Here is a 16,283-nt window from a genome sequence, read left to right on the forward strand (position 1 = left end):
CCCCCGCCGGTGTCGGTATTGTTCTCACCAGTCGCAGCCAACCGCCCCTGGGCCTAGCCACCTTGCGAGTTCAAGGGCGATTACTGGAATTGGGCAGTAATGAGCTGGCCCTCAACATTGAAGAAATTGCCACCCTGCTCAAGCAGCGCCTGCCGTTTAATCTCGACGGCGACCGCGCAGCCCAGCTGCATCATCTCAGTGAGGGCTGGCCCCCGCTGTACAGCTATTCACTTTATCGGTGCGCGACAGCAACGAAGTGGATCGCTATCTGGCAGAGCTGGAGCAGGGCCACAGCCATATTCTCGATTACCTGGCTGAGGAAGTGCTGGAGCGGCTGGAACCCCAACTGCGCCAGCTCCTCTCCTGCACATCTATCCTCACCCGGGTGAATGCCCAACTGGCGGAGCGCCTTACCGGTCGGCAAGATGGTCAGCAGTTGCTGGAAGAAGCCGCGCGCCGCGGGTTATTCCTGCAGGCGCAGGATTCAAGTCGCCAGTGGTTCCGCTTTCACCCGGTCTTCGCCCGCTTCCTGCAGCGGCAAATTAATGACCGCGAACACTTGCTGCAATTGCACAGCACTGCCTGTGATACCTGGCAAGAATTAGACCAGCCAGTGGAGGCCCTGCGCCACGCCCTGGCCGGCGGCGATCGCGAGCGGTTAAAACAACTGCTCAACGATCGAGGGGAGCAACTTCTGCGCGCGGGGCAGTCGCGCCTGCTGCGGGACTGCCTCGACTGGCTCGGTGACGAAGCCCTGCAACACAGCGCCCGCTTTACCCTCCTGTCCGCAAAAATGGCGCGGGAGAATTTTGAATACGACCTGTGCGAGAAAAACCTGGCGGCCTCGGAAAGCTGGCTGCAGCGGGAAGACCCGGCACAGTGGCGCGACTTTGAAGGCGCCTTTGCCACCATGCGCGCCCAGGTGGCCATTGCCCGAGGGCAGACACTGCAAGCCAAGGAGTATGCCGAAGAAGCTTTGGCCCTACTCCGCGCAGACCAGCTGGGCGAGAGAATCTCTGCTCTGCTGGTCACCGGTGAGACCAGCTTCTGCCTGGGTGCCCTGCAAGAGGCCAACCGCTATATGCAGGAAGTTGAAGCCCTGGCGATCGCCGAGCGGGATATTCCCAGTGCCGCCTGGGCCATTTGCCAACAGACAGAGATCGCCTTTGCTCAGGGCCTGCTGAAGAAAGCGTCCACGCTGCAGGAAAAGGTGCAGACCCTGGTGCAGAAAAATCACCTGTCCACACTGCCCATCTCGGAATTTGTGTGCCGGCTGCGCGGCCAGCTTCAATGGGAGTCCGGCGATCTGGAAGGTGCCGAGCAATCCGCTCGCCGAGGTATGCAAATCAACCGCCGGGTCGGCGAGCACTGGCTGCTACCTGAGTACACCCTGCTGTTAAAAATCGCCCAGGCCCGGGGGGAGAAAGAGGATGCCCTGGAGTGGTTGGAGCGTATCGAGCGGCTGCTCACTGACGGGCGCTACCACCGGGACTGGATCGCCAACGCCGATGCCACCCGCATCCGCACTTGGCGCGCCCTGGGCAATCAGCAGGCCATCGCAAGCTGGTTGGAACAAGCAACGCCTGTCGCCGACAGGCCCAGCAATCACTTTGAGCAGTGCCACGGGCGCAACCATGTGCGTGCGATGATTGAGCTGCACCACTGGTCCGATGCCAACCGCCTATTGAGCCGCCTAAAACAAGTCGCCAACGAGTGCGGCCTGGAAACAGATCGCCTGCGTAACCGGGTGCTGGAATCTCACCTGTTGTGGCTGCGCGAGCAATACCCCCAATCTGTGGAGGCTATTAGTGAAGCCCTGCTTCTCTCCCACGAACGGGATTTTCGCGCCAGCTTCCTGCAGATCGGCAAACCTTTAATCGTTATCCTGAAAGCCGCCCTGGAAAATGGCCTGGGAGAGGCGGAGTCCAGCAAAGCCCAACAACTGATCAAAGCGGCACAACAGCAGCCAGAGCTGGACGGTGGTATTCGCATCGAGCTGGATGACACCATTATCCGCGAGATACTGGCCAGCGATGCCGTGCCAGACTTCCTGCGCCACTCCCCACTCACCCCAAGGGAATGGCAGGTACTGAATGCGATTCACTCGGGGCTGTCGAACGAGAAAATCGCCCGTCACTTTAAGGTGGCACCGAGCACCATCAAGACCCATATTCGCAGCCTCTACCAAAAGCTGGACGTCAAGGATCGCCAGGAGGCCATCGCCCTGGCCGAGCAAATGCTTCGCTCGGTCCAGGACAAGCCCTAAACCGTCCTGCTCCAGCGGCACAGGGACGTGCCCACTATGCTCCTCATCCCCCGCCCGCCGATACCAAGCCACCCCAGGCCGGTCACCCTTTACCCCGCTCTCCCCCTCGCCGGGGAGGAGGAAGCCCGCCAATGACTACTCCATACTCACCCTATCCTTTAAAGGTGGACTATCTCCACATTTCAAATAATGAAACAAGGCAGTAATCCATGAGCGGCAACAGCTATGAGTGGTGGCGCAATAGCGTTATTTATCAGATTTACCCACGCAGCTTCTGCGACGCCAACGGAGATGGCATCGGTGATATTCCCGGAATTACGCAAAAACTGGATTATGTAAAATCCCTCGGCGTAGACGCCATCTGGATCTCACCCTTTTTTAAATCGCCGATGGTGGATTTTGGCTATGACGTTGCCGACTACCGCGATGTAGACCCTATTTTTGGCAACCTGGAAGATTTCGACCGGATGATCGAAGCGTCCCACGAGCGCGGCCTGAAAGTGATTATCGACCAAATCCTCAGCCACACTTCAGACCAGCACCCCTGGTTCCAGGAGAGCCGCGCCAACCGCGAGAACCCCAAAGCGGACTGGTATGTCTGGGTTGACCCCCAAGAAGATGGCACCCCTCCCAACAACTGGGTCTCCGTATTCGGAGGAGGCTCCTGGCGCTGGTGTACCCGCCGCCGCCAGTACTATTTGGCCAACTTCCTCAAAGAGCAGCCGGACCTGAATGTGCACAACCCGGAAGTCCAGGAGCAGCTGCTCGCCGATATGAAGTTCTGGCTCGATCGGGGTGTAGATGGTTTCCGACTGGATGCGGTCAACTTTATTTTCCATCAGCAGGCCCTGGGCAATAACCCGGCGCGCCCGCTCAAGCTCGATGAGAAAGGCCTGCCACCGGTCAATCACTACGATTACCAGTGGCACCAGAATGATAAATCCCAGCCAGAAAACCTGGTGTTTCTCCAGCGGGTACGACAGTTAATGGATCAATATCCCGGCACTGTGACCGTGGGCGAAGTTGGCGACGACAACACCCACAAGATCATGGCTGAGTACACCACGGAAAAACGCCTGCACATGGCTTATTCCTTCGATCTATTGACCGAGGATTGCAGTGCGGGCTTCCTGCGCGAAACCCTGGAAAAAAACCGCGACGTAATCGAGAAGGGCTGGCCCTGCTGGTCGATCAGCAATCACGATGTACCCCGCTCAATAACCCGCTGGAACAAAGGCTTTAGCGATGACCAAGCCGATGCCAGGGCCCCATTATTCCTGTTAATGCAATTGGCACTACGCGGCAGTGTCTGCCTCTACCAAGGGGAAGAACTGGGCCTGCCGGAAGCGGAAATTGCCTATGAAGACCTGGTAGACCCCTACGGCATTAATCTGTGGCCGGAATTCAAAGGCCGCGACGGCTGCCGCACACCGATGCCCTGGACCAATACCAGCGACGACAACGCGGGCTTTTCCACAGCAAAACCCTGGCTACCTGTCTCTGGGGAGCACCAGCAACGGGCGGTAGAGCTTCAGCAGGACGCCCAGCGCTCCATGCTCAACCGCTTCCGCGCACTGATCGAATGGCACCGGGAGCTACCCCAATCGTTGGCAACAGCAGAGCAGGAAGTGATCGACACCGGCAGTGATTTGTTTGCTTTTGTAAGGCGCAGCGACAGCGAAGAAATGCTGGTTGTTCTCAACCTTGGGCAAACCAGTAGCACCTTGGAATTACCTGCAGCATTCTCCGGTGCGCACAATATTACCCCGGCACTGTTTGCTGGCAATGCGGAAGGAAATAGCTTAGAGCTAGCTGCCACAGATGCCTGTGTGCTACTGCGTAAAAAAGCCTGATTGATTAGCAAGATTTAAAAGATGCCCAGCTCATATTCGAGCCTGGGCATCGAGTAAGAATTACAGTCTCTCTGCAACGTCTCTTCCTTTCGACGTCTGCTTTCCCGCCGGCACAATGCCGGCTTTTTTCTGTTTAACTCCAGCACTTCATCATCTATAGCCTGCAATATAAAAAAACCAGATAAAGATATCCGGTGTGGCTCCCCTCTCAAGGTCAGTCTTCGCTATTGGAAATAACCAAATGCAAGGCCAAAATCATCAACTAGTGAAAAATACCAGCCCATTGAGTTAAGAATCCTTCAATCTCAATTTTAAGCACTACCACTGGAGAGTCACGTCATATGATTTTTCAAATTAAAAATTGAAAAATTCAAGACGTTTATATAAAACCGATAATAGGACTTATGTTTTAGCTACTTCGAAATGGGACAGTCCTTCCTTGAAGTACAAGGTGAGAGAGGTTTCTCGCAACCTTCCCACCCTATCAGTGAGACTAGTTTCCTTAACAAAATATATGAATTCTTTCTCCCAGTGAGTATAAGTTTACCTCTTCTTTCTAAAACAACCGTACTTAATTTCAAATATGCTACCAGGAGACTCCCGTGAAGCATTCAGTCTTACTTGGTACTTTACCGCGAATATCTTCCATAACATTGCTATTCAAACTGTCTTATATACAGCATTTCATATCTTGTTCTACTTTCAATATAAGAATTCAAGAGAAGCTTCTCCTATTTCTGGAGAGAGCGGGCTAAGTCATTGACTTTAAAGGGGGTGGCACTATTGTCACGAGCAAGAAAAGCAGGTAGATATATATCCGCTGTTATATATCTACCTGTTGAGAATTGCGCCAAAGCCTCTAACCTACTGATATTGCTGTGTTTTTTGGGTAATCTTGGATGACTGCAGCAGAATTATATAGAAGGGTGATATAAAGACGCTTCTTTTGAATTAACTGTTAGAGCTACCAATAAAACCGAGTGTAATTAATGTTCACACAAATATGGAAAGGTTGGACTACGGGTGTTTCCGTTATCTTTACGCCGCTGTTCTTAATTGCTGCTTTGGTACAACCTGACGCCCCTGGTAATATGCTTTTAGCCGTACCATTAGTTCCGATCATAGCTGCTGGGCAAGGCGTGTTAATTGGAGCGCTGGTTTGTCTTGGTCTCAAAATATTGTCATTTAAAAATTAACATGAGTGCCACAAACTCTAACAAGCAGCAGCACGAACGCCCGGCAAAAAGCGCCAGGCTGGACGGCCTACACGCCGCTTCGCTCTGTTTCGGCCGCCCGTGTGCTGGGCGTTATGGGTCATAAAGTATGAGCAAAGTATGGAGAGAGATCGCAGACCCCAAAAAGCACATTGACTACATGAGCACTCGAAACGAAGGTGGTGTACCAGTTGAAGCTTCAAGAGATAATCTAATTGAAAAATGGGTTTACTTTGCAGACGTATGCAATTTCATTTTCCAGTTTGCGAGCATTGACCAAGTACTAGAGTGTAAGGATTACTTTTCAAAGTCTGTACACCCTTCTACTCGGGAAAAGGGTCACGAGTTAGAACATTATTGGCATCCCTGGTATTCAAAACTGCCTAAGAGTATAAATAAAGGCGCCAAGCGTGAGGAAGTTATCAAAGCGCTAGACAGTATTTTAAATATATGGGCCAACCCATAACAAGCCAAGGCTGTCGGACGCTTCGCGCCGCAGCTTGGGGCGTTATGCGTCATCCGGTTGGGACAGCTATGAGAAAAATTAGAATTTTATTCCTATTGCTTTTACTTCTATCATCTATTTCTGTGCAAGCTCTAGACGGGCAGGAGTGTAAGTCGAGCGTAGAAGCGTTCAGAGGTTTTAATGTAGCAGTTTCAAATGATGAGAATTGTACATCTATAAACTGCTCTGGGGTCAAAGCCCGAAACATAGAGTCCGCACTTGCTCTGTGTCATCAAACAGAAAAGGACCACAAGTTTTGCGGTTGGCATGGCAGTCAAATCGTAAATCATGCAAATATCCTGTTGGTTAATCCAGGTAATTACAATGTATCTATCAGCAAGTGCAGCACATAACAAGGCGCTGTTGTCGCAGCCTGTGGCTGCTGGGACGTCCCACTGCGTGGTCCGCCCCAAAGCTTGGCGTTAGGTGCCCAATTAAATGAATAGAGTGCTAACCGGCATAACATCACTTTTACTGGTTTTTAGTGGCTTAGTGCACCAGTATTTAGGCGGTCTTCGGATAATACTCAATGGGAAGCCTGGGTTTAGTAGTTCGCTAGTAAGCTCGGGAAGTGGAGACAGTTTCCTGGTTCAGCTCAGTATGTATGCCTTTGCGGTAAGTCTTTTGGCCGCAATGGTAAATAAAGCCATCAACAAATGTTTCATTATTAATGTATTCATTTTTTATGGTGTATTGATTCTCGTAAACCTTGATGTACCAATTACAGAATCTATAAAACTAGGTGACTACACGTTGGCTGCGGCAATGCTAATAGCTTCAGTTCCAGTGGTTTTTCACCTAACAATGCGGTCAACCTGATGCAGCATACTCCGCTTCTTTTTTGGGTGGCTACGCCACTTTACCCCAAAAAACAGCTCCATATGCTGCACAGGTTACCTTGGCGTTATGCGTAAAAATGAATCATAAACTTCGATATATTCTAGCATTCACTTTGGGCTCAGCTTTAGCTGTAATCCTTTGGTTTTCTATTGCTACTTCACATCCAATATTTATGCAGCTAAAAGTTTCTGGGTTAATTCCTCCGGTAATCGCTAGCCTGGTTGCTGGTGCTGTAACATCTGCAATACTTCCTAGCAAAAAAGTATCATTAACTTTCTTATTAGGTTGTTTGGTGGCTCTTCCAATGCTTCTATTTCTCTTATGGCATGGGTTTAGTCATCTTGGGCGCAACCCTCTGTTGTGGTATTGGCCAATTTATGTTCCTCCCGCGTTTCTTCTTGGGGGCCTTTTAACTAGAGGGGTATGGCGTGCCGCATAACCAAGCAATCTTGCGGAACTCCGTGAGCTGTCACCTTGTTTGCAAAAACACGCAAACAAGTCGCCATCCCACTCCGTCGCGCAAATTGCGGCGTTATTGTGGCGGTCAATTTTTAGATGGTTTGTAGTTGCTGCAAGTAACAATCTCTACCTGAACACGCTTCGCCAGAGAGTTTTCCTGCAAACTGGCACCGTAGTTTCGTTCAAATGCCTTCGTTTTAAGCCAACAAGTTCTGCAAGTTAGCTGCCGCATTGTGGAGTGCCAGGCGGATAGTTAATTGGTGGGGAAAGTATGGTACTTTTCCCTGTAAATTTATCGGGCAGTGGCCAGCCAAAGTTGGCTGGCAGAGAGCAAGTAGGTCGTTCAGTGTGCGCCAGCTATAACCAGGCCAGGCAAGATCGCCCAGCCGGAGGCTGGGCTGGACAGCCTACGCTCCGCTTCGGCTGCCCTTGCTGGCAACGTTATAACCAAATCAGACATAAGAGATAAATTTGAGAGCAGTCCATCTATTTTTTATCATTGCCTTTCCAGCTAATTCCTATGCGTGTTTTATTCAACCTGAAGGATTGGCCGAACAGCACGTGTCAGAATTTTTCCTTCTCTTAGGGATTTCTGCAACGATTCTAGTTCTTGCGCTTTTCATACGCTACTTAACAAGCAAGAAGCGTCTATGGGCACCAATAATTAGCGCGCTAGTTGTAGGCTACATTCCTGCGTGTATGTACTTTCTTTTTATGGAAGGTATCGCAGGTCCTGGAGGTGCTTGCGGTAGACCTGAACTCTTACAGGCAGGGCAAACCCTCTTAGTAGGTTTCGTAGCTATCCTAGTGTATGAAATTTTTAAGTATTGGAGAGCTAAGCGAACCAATGGGCTATAACAAGTTGCTGAAATACGTTTCGGTCGCAAAAATTGCGCCCTTCACCGGACAGCCTACACTCCGTTTCGGCTTCCGTTTAGCAAAGCGTTATTGTGGCGGTTAGTTTTTAGGTAGTTTGAAGTTGCTGCAAGCACCAATCTCTTCCTGAGCACATTTCTCCAGAGAGTTTTCCTGCAAGTTGGCACTGCAGTTTCGTTCAAGTGCCTTCGTTCTAAGCCAACAAGTTCTGCAAGCTAGCAGCAGCATTGTGGAGTGCCAGTCAGTTAGTTAACAGGTGGGGAAAGTATGGTATTTTTCCCAGTAAATTTATCGGGCAGTGGCCAGCCAAAGGTGGCTGGCAAAGAGCAAGTAGGTTGTTCAGAGCGCGCCAGCTATAACCAGGCAAGGCAAGCTCGCCCAGCCGGTGGCTGGGCTGGACAGCCAGCGCTTCGCTTCGGCTGCCCTTGCTGGCAACGTTATACGTAGGCAATGAACGAAGAAACACTAAAATTTATTGAAGAGCGGCGCCTTGTTTCGTATATGAACAAAACAAAGTGGCGAGAACTCGCTAATGCCATTACAAGTAACAGTGATTTCGAGCCTCAAGTAAGGCTTAAATATCTACGAGACTTAGAGGCAATGCCTGGGTTTTCGCTGCTTGATTGGGAATGGGTTCGCTATGGTCAATCTAACTGTATCGAGTGGATGGATATTGACCCATTCAAAAGAGAGCGAAGGGGCAATCTTTTGAGTGATAGAATTACTGACTTCAGTGGCTTTATAGCAACTGTTCTGAAAAATTACAATATCCCATACTCCGTAGAAAATGGGTGTTACAGGGTATGGGGATATGCAAACCAGCAACCAGTTTTCGTATAACAAACGCAAGCACGCGGTCCCGTTTTCCGCTGCGCTCCAAACGGCCCGGTGTTGCGGGCGTTATGCAATTGAGGCCTTATGAAAGACGAATACATATTTTTGGCCCTCGCTATAGGGGTTACAGCACCTTGGCTGCTGAGGCTTTTTCTTAAGCATTGGGCTTTCAACGCGGTGTTGTTCTTAAGCGCCTTTGTTTTGGCTATGAACTACGGGCTATGGGGTTACAGAGAATCGATGTTTAGAGAAATGGTTTCATCGGGCATGCTCACTGAAGATGATATCTGGCGGGTTTATCTATCGTGGTTTTTAAAAGGTTTTCTTACTGCTTCGGGCATTATCTTTGGTATGTCCATATTTGGTAATTATCGAAAAGAGAAAGATGAAAATTCAAATGCATAACAAAGCTAGGCAAGTTCGCGCTTCGCGCTGGACCTCGTCGCTTAGGCTCCTCGGCCCTTGCTAGCGACGTTAAGTGAAAAATGAATATCTGGGAACTATACAAAGAAGACCAAAAGTTGGCCGACTTAACACAAATAGACCTTGATCAGCCTTGGTTCATAGGTGTGTTGGTTCCAACTCCGCCTTTTGATGAATACCGTAATCTCTTTGAAAAAGCTCAGAAATTTATAGAAACCGAAGAATTCGATTCTGAAGAATCAGAAGATACCTTTGTTGCAATTGATAATTTAAAACTGCAATTGGTGCGTATGTCGGATAAACGTGTATTTAAAGACGTAATGCTATGTATATCTGGTGATGAGGTATGGTGGCGTATTTAGTAACTGTATGTGAGTCACTTAACAAACGCAGGCACAATCGCACACTTCGTGTGCTGGACCTCCGGTGCTTCGCACCTCCGGCCTGTGCTGCGGGGCGTTAAGGCATAGGGAGAGAGAATTGAGATTTATAATAGCCATACTACTATCTTTACCAACAATTGCGTATTGCCAACAAATAGGTGATGAATGTGAGCGGCACCAGATTGAAGGAAATTTAGTATGTATCGATGGTGTTCTTAAAAATCCGTGTGACTATGCAACAAGACATGAAACTTCGATGTGTCTGAAGATAAAAAGAGGTGAAGCTGAGAAACAGCTTCAAGAAGCATATGAAGCGGCTTTATCTTTGATTGAAGATGATAATGGAAAACATAAGCCAAAGAGCAGCTTTGTCGAAGCCCAAATAAAGTGGGAAGAGTTTAGAGAAGCCATGTGTAACTATGAAGGTAATTCACAGCATCTAAGGTTTGGCCAGGGTATAGGGATGAACTGCATCATATCAATGGCTAATTTTCGTACTGATGCGCTTAAAAAACATGCAATATATCTAAAATCATTACAGTGTGGCTCACCAGAATGTCACAAATTTCATAACTGGTAAGTAGCCTTAACAAGCAGCAGCACGGTCGCCCGCGAAAAACGCGGGCTGGACGGCCTACACTGCGCTTCGGCCGCCCGTGTACTGGGCGTTAGCTACTCCCACACCTAAAAGTACGAGTAAATGAAGAAGATAATTTCAGTAGTAGGATTAATCATTTCAATGAACACATATGCGGGTATTGATGAAGGAATTGAGCTTTATCATGCAGGAAAATACAAAGAAGCATTTGTAATGTTTAATGCTGAATCTGAAAAAGGTGACCCTGCTGGTCAGCATTTAACTGCAAGCTTGTATTACCAAGGGTTAGGAGTCGAAAAAGACCTAGAGATTGCAGTAAAGCTCTTCAAGCAAGCTGCTGAAGGAGGGTATCTACCTTCTATTGCTAATTTGGGTCTTATGTATATGCAGGGTGACGGTGTAGAGCAAGATCCAAATTCATCATTTAAGTACACTGAAAAAGCAGCAGAACTTGGTGATTTGCAAAGTATTTTCAACCTTGGCCAATTTTATCGTAAAGGCTTTGGTGTAGAACCGAACCAAGAAAAAGCGGCTCAATGGTATGGGAGTGCAGCTGAAAGTGGTGTTATTCAAGCACAGAATGAGTACGGGCTAATGTTTGCTCAAGGACATGGCGTTGAACTTGATTATGTTAAAGCTTATGCATGGATCAAAATGCCTGCCGAAGCTGGAGATGGTCAAGCGTTAAAAAACCTTGCCCAACTCAAAGAAATTTTAGGCTCTGATATCAGCAAAGCCGAAAAACTTGCTGAAGAGTACAAATTAAAATATGCAGCTAACAAGTAAATCCAGGCGACGCCTACGGCGCACCTGATTTAGGCGTTAAATTTCTATGAGTAAGAATCAATATCGAACACTAATTGTATTATCGCTAGCCATAGGCTTACTTTCTGGCGTATATGACTATATCTGGCCTGACCCAATAACTGATCAGGTTTTTGATTATGTTGTTGAGATTGAGCCAGAGATTGAAGGCACAAAACTTGTCGCGGCTGGCGTATTGGCTGTTGTTTCCATCATTATGGTGCTGGTTTCACTGGTCGGCCTGCTTTTATTCAAGTCATGGGCAAGGCATGTTTATGCTGCTGGATTTGTTGCTGCATTTGCACTGTATCCATTCATGGGTATCATGGTTTACAGCGGTTTTAGCCAAGTGCTCTATGACATATCTATGGTGCTGTCTGGCGTGCTGCTGGCATTAATGTATTACTCACCTGTAGCGCTGTACTATGAGCAAAAAATTTAACAAGTACAAGCAGGTTGCTGCGGGCCTTTGGCCCTTCGCGGGACAGCCTACGCTACGCTCCGGCCGCCCCTGTTGTAGTCGTTAAATTCAAAAGCTAGGGAGAACGTAAATGAATCTAAACGATGAAATCAACTATATCTTATATCAAATGGAAGATGGGCAAGTTGAAAGCTTTGATAATCCTGATTATCAAGCCAAGATCATACATATTGCAGAGGAAGCAATTAAGCAAGATCATTCCGATGGAGAGTATCTACTTTCAGTTGTCTATGCAGTCCAAGGAGATAAAGACAAAGCCCAACAAAAAAGATGGGAGTCTGCGATAAAGAGGGGAAAAGCAGTGGCTGTTGTAAACTATGCATATGCCCAAAATGACGGCATGGAGAATGCTAAAACCATCGCATTACTTAAAGCTTGCTATGAGGATTGTGGTGATGTCGCTAGTGCAGAAGATGACTTAATAAGCTATCTAGAAAGGCCTCCTAGTGAAGAATTTCAAAATGAAATGGAAGAGCACTATAAAAATATTAGAAATCAAATGACTGATGTTAAGTTTAGTTGGTAGAAAAATTTAACAAGTCAATGCATGGGACAGTCCCGCTGTACGGGTCTGCCCGTGATTGAAGCGTTATGCATCTTAGGTACTGATCACCATGAAGAAATCATCCGGTTATCTTAGACGCTTATCAGTTTCTGTATACCTTTTTGCTTTTGCTGGTTTCTTTGATCGAAGGTACATACCTTCAGAATTAGCCGTCAGTGTTGGGATGGGATTTTTGGCGGCGTTTGTTGTGCTTTCAGCCGTGCTTTTTATGCGTGAGAGCACCCTTGAAAATACTAATAAATTGAGCAAGAAAAAGAGAAAGGAATATCGTATAAAAGATACTATCGGAATGCTATACATATTCTTGACGCCATTTTTGGCATATGTCGCGATATTGAAAGTTGGTTCTCTTTACACATATCTTTCAGCAGAATCCAAGCTGTCTAAATATAGCGTTAGCCTCCATCTAGAAGAAAAATTACCTGGCAGGGGAGGTGCTCTGGGATTCTTGAAGTGTGAAAAGTATTTGAAAGCTGAGTCTAAGCATAGTGATGTAGTTTATGCTTACTATTGCCTTGATCAAGAAGAGGATATGGTGTGGGGAGAAGAGATGGAAGTTTGCCCTTATGTAAAAAAATCAATTTTTGGAACTTGGATATCAGATTGGAACTTAGATTCGGCTAAGGGCAAGCATAACAAGGCGTTTCAAAGCGACCCTCAAATTTTTTCAATTTTTTTGGACGCTACACTTATACCCAAAAAATTGAAAAAAATTGAGTGCACCTGAACGCGGCGTTAGCCATACATGAGAACGAATAAACTTATTGTCGCGTTTCTATTTATAAATACATCAGGGTGTGTTTATTATCCAAGCTTGGATTATGTTGAGTATTATGGAGTGGACTATGGGTATGCACATGGATCTCAAGAAAAGATCTACTACCGAGATCATAGCCGGGTCACTAAGAAAACCGATACTATCTTCCACTTTGCAATCGGGGCAAAAAAGCTAGATGAATATGGTGGGAATAGGGGGTGGCTTCAAGCACAATAACGCGCGAAGTCACACGGAAAGAAGGTTATTGCCCTAATGGCTATAAAATTGATTTTCACCCAACAATAACAACTGGGGACCATGGTTTTGCTTGGAAAGTATTCTGCCAATGAATGGCTAACAAGGCGCTCAACCGGACAGCAAAAGCTGCGCTTTTGTTCCCTCCGTTTCGCTCCGGCTGTCCAGTTAGCTTGGCGTTATATTTTTCGCAGTAATGTACTGTCAATATTATGAGAAAGAAAGTTAGGCCTCCAACCTACGATGCACTAAAAAAAGGTAGAACACATGGATTTGGTTTGCTGCTCGACGCAGTATTGAATGAGCCTCAGAAGGTAAGGGATATAATTTCAGAGAATCCCGAAGTGCTATACGAGACATGCTGGGTGGGTGAAAATGTACTGCACTGGTTGGCTGTAGAAAATAAGCATGAGGAAATTCGTCTACTGAGAAGCTTGGGGTCGCCCATACCAGTCTATGCTCTTGTTGAAGCTGTCGAGCATGGCCATGCAGAAACCATTATTGCACTATTGGAACTAGGAGCAGAGGTTATTCCTAGTGACATAACACGAGCATTGGAAAATACGTATTTTTCGCATAGCAAAAAGAAAAAGTCGTTAATTAGACGCTACTTTAGGCAGTTTGGGCATGAAATATAACAAGTTTATGAAACACCGTTCCGGTCAAAAGACGGCCTCTACTGGACACGCGAAAAACGCGCGCCGTTTATAAAATCGTTATGCTTCTGGAGGATTAATAGTTGCGCAAATTGAATGACATCGATTCGATTAGATGTTTTAAATGCGGTGAAGAATATTTTTTCCTCATGGCCCTGGGCGTGTTTACTACTATTCGTTGGTTGAGATTGAATCATCGATGGATAGGTTGGAATATAAAGATTTAATACCTGCAATAATTAAACCTGTCTGGTGTTTTGATTGTGAGGCTGCTTCCGTTGCGGAAGATATACCAACAATCAGAGAGTTTGAGCATACCTATAAGGCTGTTTCAGATGGCGTTGAAATAGAAGTTCCGTTCTGTAGTAGTAATATACCAGTAAAAGAATCACAAGAAATTCTAAAGAGTTATATTTCTTGGAAAATGAATCGGGTAGCAGGAGAAAAGTGCTTACATTGTGGGGGAGCAAACTTTCTAACAATTACTGAGGAAATGAATTTAATCCATGACAGTTGTGAGGATGGAGTTTTTTGTCATCGTCTTGCGGCGAGAGGGCCTTTCAATGGGCCAATATATGCAAGAGTATATAGTGCTGATGGTGAGCTTAAACTAGAGGGTAATGCAAATTATTCTCATGTCTCAGTTAACAAGTAAAGCATAATACACTGTTAGTTGCATGAGGGAATTCGAGTGAGGTTAATATTTGATGAGCAAGAAGACGATTGGTGGACTTGTACAGAGCATTTCATCAAGGAAAGGAATGAGACAATCAGGTTAACTTTTACATCTGAAGAGCAACCTTCTGAGTCGTACATCAATAAAGTCTTAGACAAATTAAAAGATATTGATCAATTAGCGTTACAAGCAGCCACAGAAATTCTAGGCAATTATTCTTATGAGCATTACAAAGGTCTCGGCGTACCAGAAGAGAAATTAGAAAAAGAAGAGACACCAGAGGCAATATTTAAGCGTGCAGAATTAATCTCTATTTGGTTTATGTCAGAAGAATGCGATGAATTTGAGCTTTCGTTCGAGTTGCCCTGGGATGAATATCACAGCTACGATGTTGAGTTTGAGAACAACAAACCACTATGTTGTGCGGTTAATGGTTAAGAAAAAGCAGCTAACAAGCAGCAGCAACCGACCGTCAAAAATGTCACTTAAATTGCTGTCGCAATTACGCGCCACGTTTGCCGGCGGCTGGGCTAGGCGTTAGGTGTCATATGAAATACAGGCTTATTACTACGATTCTATGCTCGGGCCTATCTTTTCTGGCTATAGGAGTGTCGATAAAAATAGCTTTCCCGTTTTTCATTCCCGCATGGATTTTATATTTTTTAATTTTGTTTTACTGGGTAAGAGATAATCGCGCACCTAAAGCACTTGTTGTTATAGGTACTGTCATTGGTGTTTTGTCCGTAGTATTTTCAGCATTCATAGCAATTTTTTGGGCATTTCCAGCAATAGCGTTAATGCTGCATGTAGCGAAGTGCTCCTTTTGGCCAAAAACACCTAACAAGTCAATTAACTACGCGCCTTTGGCGCCGGACAGCTAAAAGCGTGTCTTCGCCACAACGCTGCCGGTTATTGAGGCGTTATGAGCCTCTCAAAGTATGAATATTTTTAGAGTAATTTTTATAGCTTTATTAGTGGCGTCTTGTTCAAGTACCGAGAATTACCAAGAGGGTTTTGACTGGATTTTACACGCAAATCCAGAGAGCGAGGCTATCTCTGCGGCTGATAATGGTGATTTACGGCTGATTGGCCTTACAGGCATGCTTCTTAACGAAGTTCCTCTCATTGATAAGAATTGCGAATATGGCAGCAATGTCAAGTATTTAAAGATTGACGACGCAATAGATAGCTTCGCAGAAAGGAAGTACCAAGTAATTGCGCCAGTATATGCGGAAACATATAACTATCATCTCATCACCTATCTTAGGAAAAAGGGTATTGATATATGCAGCCCATAACAAGGTACTCAAACACCGTTCCGACCGAAAAACGGCCTCCACTGGACGCGCGAAAGGCGCGCGCCGTTTAGCACGGCTTATGCTCTATAAGTGATGGATAAAATTTCAATTAATGGCGATTGGCCAGAAATAGAAAACAAAGAACTTGAGAAGCTGATCGCTCAAGAATTTTGGTGTGAGAATAAAAGAGAAGATCAAGCCAACATCCTTTATATAAAAGTTTCAGGTGATTGGTTCAGAGTTTACTTCGATTATGAAATTTTATTTTGGCGCTCAGGTAACAATGGCCTAGAAGACCCTAAAGCCAGTAGAGAAACAGATTTTGGCTACCCGTTAATAGATTGGGGCAAAAAGTTAGGTATTGAAGGTACAGTTATAAAATCAGTTTCAGCAAACCGCATAACTGGTGGTGCGCAAATAGAGTTTAAGTTCTCAAATAACAAAGTTTTTAAAGTCCAAAGCATAGATGACTATACTACAATCAAAACATAACCAGTTGCCGCACAGTCACCCTCCGGGCTGGACCGCCCTGACGGTCAG

The 16,283-nt window shown here is 46.3% G+C and carries 18 protein-coding genes; all 18 read left to right on the plus strand.

Going from position 1 to position 16,283, the window contains the following annotated elements:
• Positions 1–256 precede the first annotated feature (256 nt).
• Positions 257–2,266, plus strand: coding sequence for an HTH-type transcriptional regulator MalT (gene malT / locus QT397_24035; protein WNZ55876.1), 2,010 nt, complete (start codon positions 257–259; stop codon positions 2,264–2,266).
• A 209-nt stretch (positions 2,267–2,475) separates the two neighbouring features.
• Entirely contained in the window at positions 2,476–4,119 is a 1,644-nt protein-coding gene (locus QT397_24040; GenBank protein WNZ55877.1) for an alpha-amylase family glycosyl hydrolase, read from the plus strand.
• Between the two features lie 989 nt (positions 4,120–5,108).
• Positions 5,109–5,315 carry a hypothetical protein gene (locus QT397_24045; protein ID WNZ55878.1) on the plus strand — a complete coding sequence of 69 codons (207 nt, stop codon included), beginning with the start codon at positions 5,109–5,111 and terminating at the stop codon, positions 5,313–5,315.
• A 127-nt stretch (positions 5,316–5,442) separates the two neighbouring features.
• Positions 5,443–5,799, plus strand: a complete 357-nt coding sequence (locus QT397_24050; GenBank protein WNZ55879.1) for a hypothetical protein — start codon at positions 5,443–5,445, stop codon at positions 5,797–5,799.
• A gap of 2,664 nt (positions 5,800–8,463) precedes the next feature.
• Positions 8,464–8,853 (plus strand): hypothetical protein, encoded by a 390-nt coding sequence (locus QT397_24055; GenBank protein ID WNZ55880.1) that lies wholly within the window; start codon positions 8,464–8,466, stop codon positions 8,851–8,853.
• A gap of 78 nt (positions 8,854–8,931) precedes the next feature.
• A complete protein-coding gene (locus tag QT397_24060) occupies positions 8,932–9,252 on the plus strand; it encodes a hypothetical protein (protein ID WNZ55881.1) in 321 nt (106 codons plus the stop codon).
• A gap of 80 nt (positions 9,253–9,332) precedes the next feature.
• Positions 9,333–9,632: a hypothetical protein gene (locus QT397_24065; protein WNZ55882.1), complete on the plus strand. Its 300-nt coding sequence runs from the start codon at positions 9,333–9,335 to the stop codon at positions 9,630–9,632.
• 118 nt (positions 9,633–9,750) lie between these two features.
• Positions 9,751–10,233, plus strand: a complete 483-nt coding sequence (locus QT397_24070) for a DUF1311 domain-containing protein (protein WNZ55883.1) — start codon at positions 9,751–9,753, stop codon at positions 10,231–10,233.
• A gap of 120 nt (positions 10,234–10,353) precedes the next feature.
• Entirely contained in the window at positions 10,354–11,037 is a 684-nt protein-coding gene (locus QT397_24075) for a tetratricopeptide repeat protein (GenBank protein WNZ55884.1), read from the plus strand.
• Positions 11,038–11,083: 46 nt separating this feature from the next.
• The gene (locus QT397_24080; protein ID WNZ55885.1) at positions 11,084–11,497 is read left to right on the plus strand and encodes a hypothetical protein; all 414 of its coding nucleotides are present in this window, start codon (positions 11,084–11,086) and stop codon (positions 11,495–11,497) included.
• 109 nt (positions 11,498–11,606) lie between these two features.
• The gene (locus QT397_24085) at positions 11,607–12,062 is read left to right on the plus strand and encodes a hypothetical protein (protein ID WNZ55886.1); all 456 of its coding nucleotides are present in this window, start codon (positions 11,607–11,609) and stop codon (positions 12,060–12,062) included.
• Positions 12,063–12,150: 88 nt separating this feature from the next.
• Positions 12,151–12,828, plus strand: coding sequence for a hypothetical protein (locus QT397_24090; protein WNZ55887.1), 678 nt, complete (start codon positions 12,151–12,153; stop codon positions 12,826–12,828).
• Positions 12,829–13,325: 497 nt separating this feature from the next.
• Positions 13,326–13,751: a hypothetical protein gene (locus tag QT397_24095; GenBank protein WNZ55888.1), complete on the plus strand. Its 426-nt coding sequence runs from the start codon at positions 13,326–13,328 to the stop codon at positions 13,749–13,751.
• Positions 13,752–13,968: 217 nt separating this feature from the next.
• Positions 13,969–14,424, plus strand: coding sequence for a hypothetical protein (locus QT397_24100; GenBank protein WNZ55889.1), 456 nt, complete (start codon positions 13,969–13,971; stop codon positions 14,422–14,424).
• A gap of 36 nt (positions 14,425–14,460) precedes the next feature.
• The gene (locus tag QT397_24105; GenBank protein WNZ55890.1) at positions 14,461–14,883 is read left to right on the plus strand and encodes a hypothetical protein; all 423 of its coding nucleotides are present in this window, start codon (positions 14,461–14,463) and stop codon (positions 14,881–14,883) included.
• Positions 14,884–15,053: 170 nt separating this feature from the next.
• Positions 15,054–15,326 carry a hypothetical protein gene (locus QT397_24110; GenBank protein WNZ55891.1) on the plus strand — a complete coding sequence of 91 codons (273 nt, stop codon included), beginning with the start codon at positions 15,054–15,056 and terminating at the stop codon, positions 15,324–15,326.
• Between the two features lie 57 nt (positions 15,327–15,383).
• On the plus strand, positions 15,384–15,743 hold the full coding sequence (locus tag QT397_24115) for a hypothetical protein (protein WNZ55892.1): 360 nt from the start codon (positions 15,384–15,386) through the stop codon (positions 15,741–15,743).
• Positions 15,744–15,833: 90 nt separating this feature from the next.
• On the plus strand, positions 15,834–16,235 hold the full coding sequence (locus QT397_24120; protein WNZ55893.1) for a hypothetical protein: 402 nt from the start codon (positions 15,834–15,836) through the stop codon (positions 16,233–16,235).
• Positions 16,236–16,283: the final 48 nt, after the last annotated feature.

The organism is Microbulbifer sp. MKSA007 (assembly GCA_032615215.1).
Classification (GTDB): domain Bacteria; phylum Pseudomonadota; class Gammaproteobacteria; order Pseudomonadales; family Cellvibrionaceae; genus Microbulbifer.